This is a genomic window from Lutimonas halocynthiae (genome assembly GCF_030409835.1).
GTDB classification, from domain to species: domain Bacteria; phylum Bacteroidota; class Bacteroidia; order Flavobacteriales; family Flavobacteriaceae; genus Lutimonas; species Lutimonas halocynthiae.
This window is the reverse complement of record NZ_JAUFQO010000016.1, coordinates 103,973-118,814: the sequence shown is the minus strand read 5'-3', so window position 1 is coordinate 118,814 and position 14,842 is coordinate 103,973. Positions and strand designations below refer to the sequence as shown.

The following is a 14,842-nucleotide window of genomic DNA, read 5'->3' as shown; positions in this document are numbered from 1 at the left end:
CTTTCTTATTAAAAGTCGAATTTTAAATTTAATCCAGCTACCGTTTTCTTATCTACAGGATTCACATACAAAGATGGTTTCCATGATAAATTCCTGTTAAAGGCCTTGTCATCCAAATGGGCATCAACATTCGCTTCAATGATGTTCAAAGCATACAACCCTATGGTTATAAAAAGTGCAAGATCTCTGTTCTTTTTTAATACCTCTTGAGCCCTGATAAGACCTGCTTCACTAATGTTCGGATTAGTTCCTGTTCCATCAAATTCATCGGGTCTACCTGATATTCTTAATTTATATGCTTCCTGATAACGATCATACTCCTTTTGGTTGTCCACAACAAAGTAAACACCGGTACCAATAGCAGCATAAACAATAGGGATTTTCCAATATTTCTTATTATAAGCCTGACCAAGCCCTGGCAGAACTGTTGAATAAAATGCAGCTGTAGCAGGAGAAAGCGGGTCAATCGTTTGAGAGTCTAAGGAAACAACGCCTTCAACAACCATATCATCAACTACCACTTCATCAGTCACTACTTCACCAGCTACTACCTCTTTCTTGTCCTCCTTTTGTTTCTCCTCAATCTCCTGAGCATGACATGGATTCCAACAAAAAATGCAAATAATTAGGCTATAAATAACTTTTTGCAGCATTTACTCAAGTAATTTTTTGATGCGGGCAAAATCTTCCTCTGAATGAAATGGTATAATGATCTTACCTTTTTCATTTCCGGAAACTTTCACATCAACTTTGTGCCCCAGATAGGTACTCATTTCCTTTATACCCTGTTTTAAATATTCTGGTATTTCTTTTTTAACTGCTGGAGGAGTTTCAACCGGTTTTCCTTCCTTTACGCTTTTAACCAACTGTTCAGTTTGCCTAACTGAGAGCTTATCTTTAATTATTTTTTGATATACCTCAAGCTGTACCTCATTCTCATAAATATTGATCAAAGCCCTTCCGTGGCCCATACTTAAGAATCCGTCTCTGATTCCAGTTTGAATGATAGGATCAAGTTTTAAAAGTCTTAAAAAGTTGGTAACGGTTGATCTATTTTTACCTACACGCACACTCAATTGCTCTTGTGTAAGTTTCACTTCTTCAATTAATTGTCTGTACGACAAAGCAACTTCTATCGGATCAAGATCTTTTCTTTGAATGTTCTCAACCAGTGCCATTTCCAGCATTTCCTGATCGTTCGCAATCCTGACATAAGCAGGTATCGACAAAGACCCAATTAGTTTAGAGGCTCTGTACCTTCTTTCACCTGAAACCAGCTGAAATTTATTTCCTTCTAATTTTCTTACAGTTATGGGTTGGATTACTCCTAATTCACGTATCGAACCTGCTAACTCTCTAAGCGCTTCTTCGTTAAAATTAGTTCTTGGCTGAAAAGGATTTACTTCAATAGCATCTAATTCTATCTCAACGATACTACCAACAAGTTTTTCAGCATTTTTATCCTGAATCGATGTAATATCTTCCTTGGCATCACTCAATAAAGCTGATAATCCCCTTCCTAAAACCTGTTTCTTAGTCGCTTTGGCCATCGTTACTGTTGTTTTTTATAATTTCATGAGCCAAATTAATATAATTTACAGCTCCCCTACTCGTTGCATCATAAGAAATAATGCTCTCTCCAAAACTTGGCGCCTCTCCCAATCTAATATTTCGTTGAATAATAGTCTTAAATACCATATTGTGAAAATGCTTTTTCACTTCAGCAACAACCTGATTCGAAAGTCTTAATCGCGAATCATACATCGTTAATAATAAGCCTTCTATTTCAAGTTCAGGATTATGAATTTTTTGTATGCTCTTGATCGTATTTAATAATTTGCCCAAACCTTCCAAAGCATAATACTCACATTGGATTGGTATGATAACCGAATCAGCTGTTGTCAAGGCATTGACCGTTATCAAGCCTAATGATGGCGCACAATCAATGATAATATAATCATAATCATCTTTAACTTCATCGAGCGCCGTTTTCAGCATATACTCTCTTCTTTCTTTATCGACCAGTTCGATCTCAATGGCGACCAGATCAATATGGGCAGGAATCATATCCACATTTGGTGAATTGGTTTTAATTATAGCTTCCCGCGCTCCAACGGTATGTTCGAGCACCTGATAAGTGCCCTTCTCAACACTTTCAACTTCAATTCCTAATCCAGAGGTCGCATTAGCTTGTGGATCAGCATCAACCAGTAGTACTTTTTGCTCTAAGACCCCTAAGGATGCCGCCAAATTTACTGTTGTTGTTGTTTTACCAACGCCTCCTTTTTGATTAGCAATAGCTATAATTTTTCCCATTCAAATAATGAATTTTAATCGCTGTAAAAATACAATTATTTATGAGCTTATGAAACGAAGTTTTTAACATACAAGCCCTCTTATTCACAAGTTAAGCGTATTACAATATTTGTTTTAATGCAAAAGGTTGGAACCTAAACATGTACTGGCAAATGTTCGATAAATATTCTGAAAAATTACGGTGGATATTATTCGCTTTATTTACTCTTTTTGCTTCTTATCATCATTTCAAGCATATCCCACATTTCCTCTGGTATTTTTTCAAGCATATTGAATTCTCCTGCGCCCTTTAACCATTCTCCTCCATCAATAGTGACAACTTCTCCGTTGACAAATGCTGAAAAATCAGAAATCAGATACGCTGCAAGATTAGCAAGCTCCTGATGTACTCCCAATCTTCCAACCGGGATTTTTTTCTTCATATCGAATTCTTCCTTCAATTCACCCGGTAACAATCTATCCCAAGCTCCTTTAGTTGGAAAAGGCCCTGGAGCAATTGCATTGGTGCGAATTCCATATTTCGCCCATTCTACAGCCAATGATCTCGTCATGGCTAAAACACCTGCTTTAGCTGTTGCAGAAGGAACCACGTAGGCAGATCCTGTCCAGGCATAAGTAGTTACTATATTTAAAACCGTAGAACGTTTTTGTTTTGTATCAATCCAATGCTTACCAAGTGCGAGCGTGCAATTCTTAGATCCTTTTAAAACAATATCAATTATCGTGTCAAATGCATTTGCAGACAATCTCTCAGTTGGACTGATAAAATTTCCAGCAGCATTATTAACTAGGGCATCAACTTTACCGAATTTTTCAAGCGCTGTTGCCAACATATTCTCAACTTGATCGTAATGTCTGACGTCACAACTCACTGGAAGTACTGTTCCTCCAGTTTTTTCTTCAAGTTCTTTCGCTGTTGTTAACAACTTATCCATATTCCTTGAACTGATCACAACACTCGCTCCTAATTCAAGAAAATAAGTGGTCATCGCCTTTCCTAAACCACTGCCACCCCCAGTAACTATAATAACTTCTCCTTTTAACGCATTGTCCCGTAACATGGGCTTGTCATATTCCATAGGTTCTAATTTTCTTGTTTTAAAACAAAAATACACTTTTAAATTGTTAAAAACTTCAGATGATTATTTGTTTTTTTTATTTCATGCTTGTCAGAATTAAAAACCTTTGTATATTTGCCGGACTTTTAGAGAAAAAAAGGTCTATACCCAATTATTAAGATATTTAGAAATGAAAAGAACGTTCCAGCCATCGAATAGAAAGAAAAAAAACAAACACGGATTTCGTGAAAGGATGTCAAGTGTCAATGGAAGAAAGATTTTGGCTAGAAGAAGAGCCAAGGGAAGAGCTAAACTTTCAGTGTCATCTGATCCAGGTCATAAAAAATAATATGTCTAAACATATATATATCAAAGGTGTTACTTTTATTAGTAACACCTTTTTTTATACCCAAATTTTAACATCATCAAAATATTTATATAATTAATTACTTTTCAATAAATTAGCTGACAAAAAAAATATAAAAGCATGCCAAAGAACAATTCCCTAAAATCCATTTTAATCATAGGTTCAGGTCCAATAGTTATAGGTCAAGCCTGTGAATTTGATTATTCAGGAACCCAAGCAATAAGATCTTTACGTGAAGAAGGTATAGAAGTTGTTTTGATTAATTCCAACCCGGCAACAATCATGACTGACCCTCAAATGGCAGATCATATTTACCTTAAACCCCTGACAACCAAATCTATCATCGAGATTCTCGAAAAACACGATATAGATGCGGTATTACCCACTATGGGAGGGCAAACCGCATTAAACTTATGTATTGAAGCGGATGAAAAAGGAATTTGGAAAGATTTTGGTGTAGAGCTTATTGGAGTAGATATTAACGCCATTAACATTACTGAAGATCGTGAACAATTTCGCGAACTTATGTTGAAAATTGGAGTTGGTATGGCGCCTCAGGCAACAGCCACCTCATTTCTAAAAGGAAAAGAAATTGCTCAGGAATTCGGATTTCCATTGGTTATCAGGGCCTCTTATACTTTAGGAGGTGCAGGAGCCTCAATCGTTTATAAGAAAGAAGATTTTGACGAACATTTAAGCCGTGGATTAGAAATTTCTCCTATTCATGAGGTAATGATCGACAAAGCCTTATTAGGTTGGAAAGAGTATGAATTAGAATTGCTTCGCGACAAAAATGATAATGTTGTGATCATTTGTACTATCGAGAATATGGACCCTATGGGAATTCATACTGGTGACTCCATTACAGTGGCGCCTGCCATGACACTTTCGGATACTACATTCCAGCGCATGCGTGATATGGCCATTCACATGATGAGATCAATTGGTGATTTTGCAGGTGGATGTAATGTTCAATTTGCCGTGAGTCCGGATGAAAAAGAAGATATTATTGCTATTGAAATAAACCCTCGGGTTTCTAGATCTTCGGCTTTAGCATCAAAAGCAACTGGTTATCCTATTGCCAAAATTGCGTCTAAGTTAGCCATTGGGTATAGTTTAGATGAATTGGATAATCAAATTACAAAAACGACATCAGCACTTTTTGAACCAACGCTTGACTATGTGATTGTAAAAATTCCACGTTGGAATTTTGATAAATTCGAGGGCTCAGAGCGTACATTAGGCCTGCAGATGAAATCAGTAGGTGAAGTAATGGGTATCGGACGTTCATTTCAAGAAGCACTTCACAAGGCTACGCAATCTCTCGAGATTAGCAGAAACGGACTTGGTGCAGATGGAAAAGGAATAAAAGATTATAATACGATCATTGAAAAATTACAACATGCGAGTTGGGATCGTGTTTTTATTATTTACGATGCCATTCAAATGGGAATTCCTTTAGACAGGATTCATGAGATCACAAAAATTGATATGTGGTTCTTAAGACAATACGAGGAATTACATTTATTAGAAAAAGAAATATCGACTTATAATAATCTGGATTCCTTACCTAAACCTCTTTTATTAGAAGCCAAGCAAAAAGGATTTGCAGACAGACAGATTGCCCATATGATAGGCTGTTGGGAAAGTCAGGTTCATACGAAACGAAGAGAGCTCAATATCAACAGGGTCTTCAAATTGGTAGACACATGTGCGGCTGAATTCAAAGCAGAAACACCTTACTACTACTCTACTTTTGAAAGCGATATGATTGTTGATGGGAAATCTTATTCCGAAAATGAAAGTATCGTTACCAAGAAAAAGAAAATCGTTGTTTTAGGTTCTGGGCCTAACAGAATTGGTCAAGGAATTGAATTTGATTACTGCTGTGTTCATGGCGTATTAGCTGCCAAAGAATGTGGTTATGAAACAATCATGATTAATTGTAATCCAGAAACAGTTTCAACTGATTTTGACATTGCAGATAAACTGTATTTTGAACCCGTATTCTGGGAACATATTTGGGATATCATCCAGTTGGAAAAACCAGAAGGAGTTATCGTACAGCTCGGAGGGCAAACGGCACTTAAGTTAGCTGAGAAATTAAGCAAGTATGGCATAAAGATTATCGGAACAAGTTTTGAAGCCCTCGATCTTGCTGAAGACAGGGGTCATTTTTCTGAATTATTGACAAAATTAGATATTCCTTTTCCTCAATTTGGAACAGCCACTTCTGCAGATGAAGCTGCAGCCATTGCTGATGAATTAGATTTTCCGATTTTGGTAAGACCTAGTTATGTTTTGGGAGGACAAGGCATGAAGATCGTTATTAACAAAGACGAGTTAGAAAGCCATGTCATTGACATCCTAAGAAAAATTCCAAACAACGTTTTGCTGCTTGATCATTATCTAGATGGAGCCATTGAAGCTGAAGCGGATGCCATTTGTGATGGAGAGAATGTGTATATCATTGGTATCATGGAGCATATAGAACCTTGTGGAGTTCACTCTGGGGATTCTAACGCCACTTTACCTCCTTTCAATCTTGGTGAGTTTGTAATGCAGCAAATTAAAGATCATACTAAAAAGATCGCTTTAGCGCTAGAAACCAAAGGTTTAATCAATATTCAATTTGCTATTAAAGATGATACCGTGTATATCATTGAAGCCAATCCAAGGGCTTCCAGAACGGTGCCTTTTATTTCAAAAGCATATAACGAACCTTATGTGAATTATGCTACTAAAGTAATGCTGGGTGAGAAAAAAGTTACAGACTTTGATTTTAATCCTCAATTGGAAGGATTTGCAATCAAGCAACCTGTATTCTCTTTCGATAAGTTTCCAAATGTAAATAAGAACCTTGGACCAGAAATGAAATCTACCGGTGAAAGTATTCTTTTTATAGACAGTCTAAAAGACGATGCTTTTTACGAGCTGTATTCCAGAAGAAAAATGTATTTAAGCAGATAATACTTACTGAGAAAAAAATTAAAGCCCCAAAAATTAATTTTTGGGGCTTTTTTTATATTATTTTTTTAGAAAAAACAAACTACGCCACTGGCTACATCGTAGACAGCACCTACAATCTTTATCTCGCCCTTCTGTTCCATTTCTGCCAGGATAGGGCTTTCTTTTCGAATTCTTTCAATTGACAACTCGATATTCTTTAAGGCAACACGCTCAATAGCTTCAGCATCAACCTCTCCATTTCCGGCAACTTCTACGGCCGGTTGGATCTTACTTAATAAGTGGGTAATATTTCCCAGTTCAACGTGATTGCAAGCAGCCGTGACAGCGCCGCATTTTGTATGCCCCATTACCACCAAAACCTTTGATCCGGCAACTTTACAGGAATACTCCAAAGAACCCAAAACATCTTCATTCACAATGTTTCCAGCCACTCTTACATTAAAAATATCACCAATACCCTGATCAAAAACAAGTTCTGCAGGAACTCTTGAATCTATACAACTCAACAAAGCCGCAAATGGAAATTGCCCAGTACTTGTTTGGTCAACCTGAGACAAAAAGTCTCTTTCCGTATTTTTTTTATCAACAAATCTTTTATTTCCCTGTTTCAGTAGGTCAATCGCTGCATCAGGGCTCGTCTTAACCTGTAATTCTTTTGTAAATGTTTTCATAAAATAAAGTTTTAATAAAAATAAGCATTTTTTGGTTAGTGAAGGGGTCACTTAAGTGACCCCTTCACTTAAGTCAGCCCCTGACTTAAGTAGCCCCTTGATCATCAATGATTATTTAGCTCAAATGAAAACAAGCATAAAGCGAAAAAACTTATATTTGCTCAAAAAAAATTGACTCATGAATTATATTTTATTTGATGGTGAATACAGGGATAATTTACTCCCCCTCACCTTTACAAAGCCTGTAGCTGATCTTAGGATTGGCATACTGACCATCAGAGAAAAATGGGAAAAACATTTAGGTTTTACTACTACAACCGTTACAGAGGAATACCTTTCTGATAAATTTCCTATGGTTGAAATGGAAGAAAACATTATGATAAATGCTTCTTTCCTACCTACTTTAAGTCTTGTCGAAATGGTTAGCAAGCTTAAAGCGTCTGAGGCTATTTACAAATCTGGCGAGCTAATTGCTTTCTTTGCAAAAGAACAAGAAGAGATAGATTTTGAAACATTTCATAAATATGAATATGCAGAAGACTTGATTCAAATAAAACATAGCTGGGATTTGTTTTCGAATAATGGCGTGGCTTTAGAAGCTGATTTTGATCTGATTACTGAAGGCAGAGAATCGGCTCCTATTCCTGAAACTATTCATTGTATGAACAAGGAACGAATATTTTTAGAACCTGATGTCGACATTGAAATTGCTGTGCTTAATGCCAATAAAGGAGCAATATACATTGGTAAAAATGCAGAAGTACAAGAAGGTTCAATGATCAGAGGACCCTTTGCCATGGGTGCCTATTCAGTCGTGAAAATGGGAACAAAAGTTTACGGGCCAACAACACTGGGCCCAAAATGTAAGATAGGTGGAGAAGTTAATAATGCGATCCTTTCTGGTTATTGTAGCAAGGGGCATGATGGATACCTCGGCAATGCAGTTATTGGAGAATGGTGCAACATTGGAGCTGATTCAAATAATTCAAATCTAAAAAACAATTATGCCAATGTTAAGGTCTGGGGGTATGCTGAGGAGCGGTTTGTAGATACTGGCCTTCAGTTTTGCGGATTGATCATGGCAGATCACTCAAAGTGTGGTATCAATACAATGTTCAACACAGGTACCGTAGTTGGCGTAAGTTCAAACATATATGGAAGTAATTTTCCTAGAAATTTTATTCCTTCTTTCTCCTGGGGCGGTGCAGCAGGGCTTAAAACCTATTCATTAGTGAAAGCATTTGAAACGATGGATCTTGTAATGAGGAGAAAAAATGAAGAATTTACTGCAGAAGATCAAAAAATCATGGAACACATATTTGAGGTCTCTTCTAAATATAGATCAAAATAGTCTATGAAAAAGCTTGTGGTACTTACTGGAGCAGGCATGAGTGCAGAGAGTGGCATCAACACTTTTAGGGATGCAGATGGCCTTTGGGAAGGCCATAATGTAATGGATGTAGCCTCTCCTGAAGGTTGGTATCGAGATCAGGATCTTGTTCTTGATTTTTACAACCAAAGAAGGAAGCAACTCTTGGAAGTTGAGCCTAATTATGGTCATGAATCACTGGCACAATTACAAGCAACCCATCAAGTGAAAATTGTAACACAAAATGTTGATGATTTGCATGAGCGAGCAGGTAGTAAAAATGTTTTACATCTGCACGGAGAACTGCGCAAAGTAAGAAGCACCTTAAACGAAGAACTAGTTTATAGTTGGGAAGACGATTTAAACAAAGGTGATCTTTGCGAATTGAACAGCCAGTTAAGACCACATATTGTTTGGTTTGGAGAAGCAGTCCCTATGCTGGAAAGAGCAATAGAGATCACCGCTGAAGCAGACATGTTGTTAATCATTGGAACTTCAATGCAGGTTTACCCTGCAGCCAGCCTGATAAACTATATCAAATCTCAGGTTCCCATCTATTTTATAGATCCGAGACCTGCCATTAATTCATCGGCATTTGAAAACCTGACAATCATCCCTGAAAAGGCAACAATTGGCATGGAAAAATTCATGGGATTGATAAGCCTTTAATTCGCGGCAAGCATTTTGTGAATGGCTTCAAATAATTTACCATCAGATACTACACCTCCTTTTTGTATTACATCAAATATTTCCTGATTCTTATCAGCAGCATAAGCCTTTTTCCCTTTTAAATATTCTATTCGGGGATCCTTGGAATTGTCTACAAACCAATCAAAATCAGTAGTGTTCAATAAATTAATCCCTTCTTTATTCACCTTGACTACAATCCTTTCCATGTCCTTTTCATTGCATTTAAAAAGATTGACAGCATCTTTTGAAAAGTGCTCCAAATAACCTGTTTTATTCAAGACTTTTTCCCAAACAAAATCACTAAACACTTCAAGCTGCTTTTCTGCTAATTCTGGTTTTTCCTCTTTAATCTTGGTCCACTCCTTCCCATCGATACTTTGGGCTGCCAAAAAAACTGCAAATTCTTCATTTAACTCTTCAAACTGCTCTTTGGTGAGCTTAGCATATTTCATCATAGTTTTCAATTCTTATTAACCCTTCGCACTACTGGCTAATTAATTATTATAAAAATGCAAAAGTAATCAAAAACAAAAATAATGTTGTATATTTGCACGCTTAAAAATTAACAATTTAATAGTTATTATTATGAATCATTACGAAACTGTTTTCATTTTGAATCCCGTTTTATCTGATACACAGGTAAAGGAAACAGTAAAGAAGTTTAACGACTACTTGGTTTCTAAAGGTGCCGAAATGATTTGGAAAGAAGATTGGGGCTTGAAAAAACTCGCCTATCCAATCCAAAAGAAAAAAACCGGATTTTATCATTTATTTGAATTCAAATGTCCTGGAGAAGCAATCTCTGCGTACGAGCTTGAATTTAGAAGAGATGATAGCATCATGAGGTATTTAACTGTAAGGTTAGATAAGCATGCTGTTGCCTGGGCTGAGAAAAGAAAAGAAAGAGTTAAACCAAGTAAGGCTAAAAAATAATGGCAACATTAGAACAACAAGCAAAAGGCGGAAGTAAAGGAGAGATAAGATATCTTACTCCTTTAGAGATAGATACTAAGGTAAAAGTTAAGTATTGTCGTTTTAAAAAGAACGGTATCAAATATATTGATTATAAAGATGCAGACTTTTTGATGTACTTAGTGAACGAACAAGGTAAAATTTTACCTCGTAGGTTAACCGGAACTTCGTTGAAATACCAACGTAAAGTTTCTCAGGCAATTAAAAGAGCGCGTCATTTGGCTTTAATGCCATATGTAGGTGATATGTTAAAATAATAAACCGGATAGTATGGAATTGATATTAAAACAAGACGTAGCTAACTTAGGATTTAAAGATGACGTTGTGACCGTAAAAAACGGATATGGACGTAACTTTCTAATCCCTAAAGGACAAGCGGTATTGGCTACTAGTTCAGCAAAGAAGGTTTTGGCTGAAACATTAAAGCAAAGAGCTTACAAAGAGCAAAACGTTGTTAAAGAAGCGAACAAAGCTGCTGAAGCACTAAAAGCTCTAGAATTGAAAATCACTGCTAAGACAGGTGAAGGAGATAAATTATTCGGATCTATCAGTAATGCAAATGTAGCTGAGGCTGTTGCTGCTGAAGGTCAGGAAATAGAGAAAAAGTTCATTACCATCGCTGGTGGTATTGTAAAAAGATTAGGGAAATATAATGCTTCTGTAAGATTACACAGAGACGTTATTGTTGAACTTCCTTTTGAAGTTGTTGCTGAAAAGTAATTTCTCAATAGGTTGTTGACAACCTTCTATTTTAAAACCCGTTCATTAGAGCGGGTTTTTTTTATGGCTATTTTTCTCAAACTTTGGATTAACCTTGCATTTACTGAAGGGTTCGGAGCTGAGGTGATCGGAGGTGAGGTGATCGGAGGTGAGCACCTCACCTCCGATCACCCGTTTCTTCTGAAGGGTTCGGAGATGAAGGCTTCACCTCCGAACCCTTCGCCTCTCATAAAAATCATCAGGCATATTTTGTTATTGAGTTTAATTATTGTAAAATTGACACCTGATAACAACTATGGATCTTGCAATTCACATACCTGAAATACCCAACATCATTCATTATGCAATTCCATTTTTTATAATCACCCTGATTATTGAAATCATTGTGACGAGTAAAAAGCAGATGGCATCCTATACGTTTAAAGATGCTGCTGCCTCGATCTCTATGGGATTAGGAAATGTTTTTATCGGTTTACTGGCAAAAGCCTTGGTGCTCTCAGCCCTTACTTTTATCTATTTAAATTTGCGTGTTTTTACCATACCGTTTACTTGGTGGGCTTGGTTGCTTGTTTTCTTTGCTGATGATTTTTGTTATTATTGGTTTCACAGGATAAGCCATGAGAATCGGTTCTTTTGGGCTTCACACGTGGTACATCATTCATCAAAAAGGTACAACCTCAGCACAGCCTTAAGACAAACCTGGTCTGGAAGTTTTACTTCTTTTATTTTTTGGGTACCGATGGCTTTTCTAGGCTTTCATCCTGCGATGATCCTTGCTCAGATGTCTATCAGCCTCTTATACCAATATTGGATTCACACAGAACTTATTAAGAAACTGCCAAAATGGTTTGAAGCTGTTTTCAACACCCCTTCCCATCACAGGGTACATCATGCTACAAATCCTCAATATCTGGATAGGAATCATGCCGGGATACTCATTATCTGGGATAAAATGTTTGGCACTTTTGAACCTGAAGTCGAAGTTCCTATATACGGGCTGGTCAAGAATATTGACACCTATAATCCTGTTAAAATTGCCTTTATGGAATGGTACCTGATGTTTAAAGATGCCATCAACTCCAAAACAACGCTTCTCAATAAAATCAAATATTTTTATAAACCTCCGGGATGGAAGCATGATGGAAGTGGTTTAGTTTCTTCAGATCTTCGAAATGAGTGGGAGAAAAATCAATAACAATCTACATCCACTATAACCTGAACGGCTCTATAATCAGGTATTGACATAAACGAATCTCTGATTTTTTGAATTTGACCTTTGGATTGTTTTAAAGCAATATTCGGTGGCAACTTGATTAGAATTGATTTGATATACTTATTTCTAATCCTCCCAATTGACGGGCTCGTAGGACCTAAAACCTGATCACCAAATGAATTGACTAATGACCTGCCCATCCAATTCGCTGCGGCATCAACCTTAATAAAGTCCTTGTGTTTTAATACAATTCTGACCAGCCTTACCAAAGGTGGATAATGAAACTGATGGCGTTCATTTAATTGATCCTGATACATGGTCTCATAATCGTGAGTAGTAACTTGTTGCAAAACCTGATGATATGGGTTAAAACTCTGGATAGCAACTTTACCTCTTTTTTGATCACGGCCTGCCCTCCCCGATACCTGAACCATCAATTGATAGGTTCGCTCATGGGCTCTAAAATCAGGGAAGTTCAATAAATTATCCGCGTTAAGCACACCAACCAACGTAACATTCTTAAAATCTAATCCTTTCGTCAGCATTTGAGTTCCTACAAGAATATCAATTTCATGATCATGAAAAGATTGCAATAGTTTTTGATATCCATATTTACCTCTTGTTGTGTCGAGATCCATACGCGCTACTTTCGTGTCCGGAAATAGTTCTTTCAGTTCTAACTCAATCTGCTCGGTACCGAAACCTTTTGAATCAAGTGTTGGGTTTTCACAGGCTGGGCAGGTTTTAGGGAGCGTTTGATGGTGTCCGCAATAATGACATCTCAGTTCATTATTAAACTTATGAAAAGTTAAACTGACATCGCAATTAGGGCATTGAGGCGCAATACCACAAGTACTGCATTCTACTATAGGCGAAAATCCACGTCTGTTTTGAAAAAGAATTATTTGTTCTTTCTCAGCCAAAGCCTCTTCCATTAATAGTAACAACCTATCAGAAAAATGACCTTTCATTCGTTTTTTCCTATGCTTCTCTTTTATGTCAACCAATTCAATTTCAGGTAGTTGAATGTCTTTATATCGCTTATTCAATTCAACATAACCATATTTTTTCTGCTTGGCATTATAATAGGTTTCGACAGAAGGTGTAGCACTTCCTAAAAGCACTTTGGCTTTATGTAAATGACCAAGCATAATAGCCGAGTCTCTGGCATGATATCTTGGAGAAGGTTCAAACTGTTTAAAGGACGTCTCATGCTCTTCATCAACTATAACCAAGCCTAAGTTACTAAATGGTAATAAAACCGATGACCTGGCCCCTAAGATGATCTGAGCCTTGTTAGAATTTGAAATAAGGTTATTCCAGACCTCAACTCTTTCATCCACCGAATACCTCGAATGAAACACTGATATTTTGTCTCCGAAAAAATGTTGTAACCTATTAATGATATGAGTGGTTAGCGCAATTTCTGGTAATAGATAAAGTACCTGCTTCCCTTGCTTTAAGGTTTCCGCCATCAAATGAGAGTAAATCTCCGTTTTCCCGCTTGAAGTTATCCCATGAAGTAAACACACTTCCTTTTGGCTAAAAACTTCCTTAATCTCATCATAAGCCTTTAATTGGTGCTCATTAAGCTGATGAATAGGTTGTATATCAGTATCAAATGATACCCGATCTTCCCTGACTTGTGTCACCTCGAAAACTTCTTTCTGAACCAAGGCCTTAATAATAGATGCAGTAATCCCTTTTTTCAAAAGATCCTTCATTAAAATCGGGTCGTCATTCCCGTGTTTCAATTGAAAGAAGTTTAACATGGCCTCTCGTTGCTTAGGCGCTTTACTTAGCCCATCTAAAAGACCATGAAGCCTGTCTTCTGATGCATAATTTGCATGTAAATCAAGGTATTTTACGAATTTGGGTTTGTATTGCTCATAGATCTCCTCCTTCACTTCAATCGCCTCCTTTGATAGCAATCCATTAACTACTGCTAAAACGCCTTTTCTATCCAGGATTTTAATAATATCCTGAATTTTCAACTTAGACTGATGTTCCAGTGCTTCCCAGATGAGAAATTCATCATCATTTAATACAGATACCTCTTCAAAAGCTGCATTTTTTAATACCAGGGTCTCACTTTCGAGTAAAAAAGCTTTGGGTAAAGAAGCGCGTAATACATCTCCTAAAGAGCACATATAATAAGAAGCAATCCACTGCCAATGCTTTAATTGAATCATTGAAATAATAGGCGTCTCATCAAGAATCTGAAAGATCTCTTTGGCTTCATATGCTTTGGGCTCTTCAGAATGTATTTCAAAAACAATGGCCGTATAAATTTTAGACTTTCCAAAAGGGACAGCCACCCTTGTACCAATTTTTACAAAACCTGCCTCTGCTTCTGTTATACGATATGTAAACAGTTTTTGAAGCGGAATGGGTAATATGACGTTTATAAAATTGATAGCCAGCTTTTTAAAATAAATAGAGAATGATCCTGCACGTAGCATGTCACCTATACGAAACTAAATGGTTTATTGCATC

General features: G+C 36.9%; 16 protein-coding genes. 9 read left to right on the top strand and 7 right to left on the bottom strand.

The window, feature by feature from the left end:
- Positions 1 to 8: 8 nt before the first annotated feature.
- The 4 genes from QWY87_RS13460 to QWY87_RS13445 all read right to left on the bottom strand — a co-directional run bounded on the left by QWY87_RS13460 (position 9) and on the right by QWY87_RS13445 (position 3,395).
- Entirely contained in the window at positions 9 to 653 is a 645-nt protein-coding gene (locus QWY87_RS13460; protein WP_290292082.1) for a DUF5683 domain-containing protein, read from the bottom strand.
- A complete protein-coding gene (locus QWY87_RS13455) occupies positions 654 to 1,550 on the bottom strand; it encodes a ParB/RepB/Spo0J family partition protein (RefSeq protein ID WP_290292080.1) in 897 nt (298 codons plus the stop codon).
- The gene (locus QWY87_RS13450) at positions 1,534 to 2,316 is read right to left on the bottom strand and encodes a ParA family protein (protein WP_290292079.1); all 783 of its coding nucleotides are present in this window, start codon (positions 2,314 to 2,316) and stop codon (positions 1,534 to 1,536) included. Before QWY87_RS13450 ends, QWY87_RS13455 begins: the two co-directional genes overlap by 17 nt.
- Positions 2,317 to 2,513: 197 nt before the next feature.
- Complete coding sequence (locus QWY87_RS13445) at positions 2,514 to 3,395, bottom strand: SDR family oxidoreductase (protein WP_290292078.1); 882 nt, start codon at positions 3,393 to 3,395, stop codon at positions 2,514 to 2,516.
- Between the two features lie 169 nt (positions 3,396 to 3,564).
- Here QWY87_RS13445 and rpmH point away from each other — a divergent pair, with 169 nt between their 5' ends.
- Positions 3,565 to 3,723, top strand: a complete 159-nt coding sequence (gene rpmH / locus QWY87_RS13440; protein WP_290292076.1) for a 50S ribosomal protein L34 — start codon at positions 3,565 to 3,567, stop codon at positions 3,721 to 3,723.
- 138 nt (positions 3,724 to 3,861) lie between these two features.
- A complete protein-coding gene (gene carB, locus QWY87_RS13435; RefSeq protein WP_290292072.1) occupies positions 3,862 to 6,711 on the top strand; it encodes a carbamoyl-phosphate synthase large subunit in 2,850 nt (949 codons plus the stop codon).
- 65 nt (positions 6,712 to 6,776) lie between these two features.
- Here the strand turns inward: carB and QWY87_RS13430 are convergent, their stop codons facing one another.
- The gene (locus QWY87_RS13430) at positions 6,777 to 7,382 is read right to left on the bottom strand and encodes a carbonic anhydrase family protein (protein ID WP_290292070.1); all 606 of its coding nucleotides are present in this window, start codon (positions 7,380 to 7,382) and stop codon (positions 6,777 to 6,779) included.
- 178 nt (positions 7,383 to 7,560) lie between these two features.
- Between QWY87_RS13430 and QWY87_RS13425 the strand changes: the two genes are divergently transcribed.
- Positions 7,561 to 8,733: a GlmU family protein gene (locus QWY87_RS13425; RefSeq protein ID WP_290292068.1), complete on the top strand. Its 1,173-nt coding sequence runs from the start codon at positions 7,561 to 7,563 to the stop codon at positions 8,731 to 8,733.
- Between the two features lie 3 nt (positions 8,734 to 8,736).
- Positions 8,737 to 9,420 (top strand): SIR2 family NAD-dependent protein deacylase, encoded by a 684-nt coding sequence (locus QWY87_RS13420; protein WP_290292066.1) that lies wholly within the window; start codon positions 8,737 to 8,739, stop codon positions 9,418 to 9,420.
- On the opposite strand, the gene QWY87_RS13415 is transcribed toward QWY87_RS13420, so the two are convergent.
- A complete protein-coding gene (locus QWY87_RS13415; protein ID WP_290292064.1) occupies positions 9,417 to 9,896 on the bottom strand; it encodes a DUF6495 family protein in 480 nt (159 codons plus the stop codon). The genes QWY87_RS13420 and QWY87_RS13415 overlap by 4 nt on opposite strands.
- A gap of 130 nt (positions 9,897 to 10,026) precedes the next feature.
- Between QWY87_RS13415 and rpsF the strand changes: the two genes are divergently transcribed.
- The 5 genes from rpsF to QWY87_RS13390 all read left to right on the top strand — a co-directional run bounded on the left by rpsF (position 10,027) and on the right by QWY87_RS13390 (position 12,328).
- The gene (gene rpsF, locus QWY87_RS13410; RefSeq protein WP_290292062.1) at positions 10,027 to 10,374 is read left to right on the top strand and encodes a 30S ribosomal protein S6; all 348 of its coding nucleotides are present in this window, start codon (positions 10,027 to 10,029) and stop codon (positions 10,372 to 10,374) included.
- Positions 10,374 to 10,670: a 30S ribosomal protein S18 gene (gene rpsR / locus QWY87_RS13405; protein ID WP_224926970.1), complete on the top strand. Its 297-nt coding sequence runs from the start codon at positions 10,374 to 10,376 to the stop codon at positions 10,668 to 10,670. The genes rpsF and rpsR overlap by 1 nt, the downstream gene beginning before the upstream one ends.
- A gap of 13 nt (positions 10,671 to 10,683) precedes the next feature.
- A complete protein-coding gene (gene rplI / locus QWY87_RS13400) occupies positions 10,684 to 11,133 on the top strand; it encodes a 50S ribosomal protein L9 (RefSeq protein WP_290292055.1) in 450 nt (149 codons plus the stop codon).
- Positions 11,134 to 11,196: 63 nt separating this feature from the next.
- Positions 11,197 to 11,454, top strand: coding sequence for a hypothetical protein (locus tag QWY87_RS13395; protein WP_290292053.1), 258 nt, complete (start codon positions 11,197 to 11,199; stop codon positions 11,452 to 11,454).
- Positions 11,429 to 12,328 (top strand): sterol desaturase family protein, encoded by a 900-nt coding sequence (locus QWY87_RS13390; protein WP_290292052.1) that lies wholly within the window; start codon positions 11,429 to 11,431, stop codon positions 12,326 to 12,328. The genes QWY87_RS13395 and QWY87_RS13390 overlap by 26 nt, the downstream gene beginning before the upstream one ends.
- Here the strand turns inward: QWY87_RS13390 and priA are convergent.
- A complete protein-coding gene (gene priA, locus QWY87_RS13385) occupies positions 12,322 to 14,808 on the bottom strand; it encodes a replication restart helicase PriA (RefSeq protein WP_290292050.1) in 2,487 nt (828 codons plus the stop codon). The genes QWY87_RS13390 and priA overlap by 7 nt on opposite strands.
- Positions 14,809 to 14,842: the final 34 nt, after the last annotated feature.

What these genes read in the sequence shown, in the direction of transcription:
- QWY87_RS13460 (WP_290292082.1), bottom strand. Translation starts at nt 653, where the DNA reads ATGCTGCAAAAAGTTATTTATAGCCTAATTATTTGCATTTTTTGTTGG.
- QWY87_RS13455 (WP_290292080.1), bottom strand. Translation starts at nt 1,550, where the DNA reads ATGGCCAAAGCGACTAAGAAACAGGTTTTAGGAAGGGGATTATCAGCT.
- QWY87_RS13450 (WP_290292079.1), bottom strand. Translation starts at nt 2,316, where the DNA reads ATGGGAAAAATTATAGCTATTGCTAATCAAAAAGGAGGCGTTGGTAAA.
- QWY87_RS13445 (WP_290292078.1), bottom strand. Translation starts at nt 3,395, where the DNA reads ATGGAATATGACAAGCCCATGTTACGGGACAATGCGTTAAAAGGAGAA.
- rpmH (WP_290292076.1), top strand. Translation starts at nt 3,565, where the DNA reads ATGAAAAGAACGTTCCAGCCATCGAATAGAAAGAAAAAAAACAAACAC.
- carB (WP_290292072.1), top strand. Translation starts at nt 3,862, where the DNA reads ATGCCAAAGAACAATTCCCTAAAATCCATTTTAATCATAGGTTCAGGT.
- QWY87_RS13430 (WP_290292070.1), bottom strand. Translation starts at nt 7,382, where the DNA reads ATGAAAACATTTACAAAAGAATTACAGGTTAAGACGAGCCCTGATGCA.
- QWY87_RS13425 (WP_290292068.1), top strand. Translation starts at nt 7,561, where the DNA reads ATGAATTATATTTTATTTGATGGTGAATACAGGGATAATTTACTCCCC.
- QWY87_RS13420 (WP_290292066.1), top strand. Translation starts at nt 8,737, where the DNA reads ATGAAAAAGCTTGTGGTACTTACTGGAGCAGGCATGAGTGCAGAGAGT.
- QWY87_RS13415 (WP_290292064.1), bottom strand. Translation starts at nt 9,896, where the DNA reads ATGATGAAATATGCTAAGCTCACCAAAGAGCAGTTTGAAGAGTTAAAT.
- rpsF (WP_290292062.1), top strand. Translation starts at nt 10,027, where the DNA reads ATGAATCATTACGAAACTGTTTTCATTTTGAATCCCGTTTTATCTGAT.
- rpsR (WP_224926970.1), top strand. Translation starts at nt 10,374, where the DNA reads ATGGCAACATTAGAACAACAAGCAAAAGGCGGAAGTAAAGGAGAGATA.
- rplI (WP_290292055.1), top strand. Translation starts at nt 10,684, where the DNA reads ATGGAATTGATATTAAAACAAGACGTAGCTAACTTAGGATTTAAAGAT.
- QWY87_RS13395 (WP_290292053.1), top strand. Translation starts at nt 11,197, where the DNA reads ATGGCTATTTTTCTCAAACTTTGGATTAACCTTGCATTTACTGAAGGG.
- QWY87_RS13390 (WP_290292052.1), top strand. Translation starts at nt 11,429, where the DNA reads ATGGATCTTGCAATTCACATACCTGAAATACCCAACATCATTCATTAT.
- priA (WP_290292050.1), bottom strand. Translation starts at nt 14,808, where the DNA reads ATGCTACGTGCAGGATCATTCTCTATTTATTTTAAAAAGCTGGCTATC.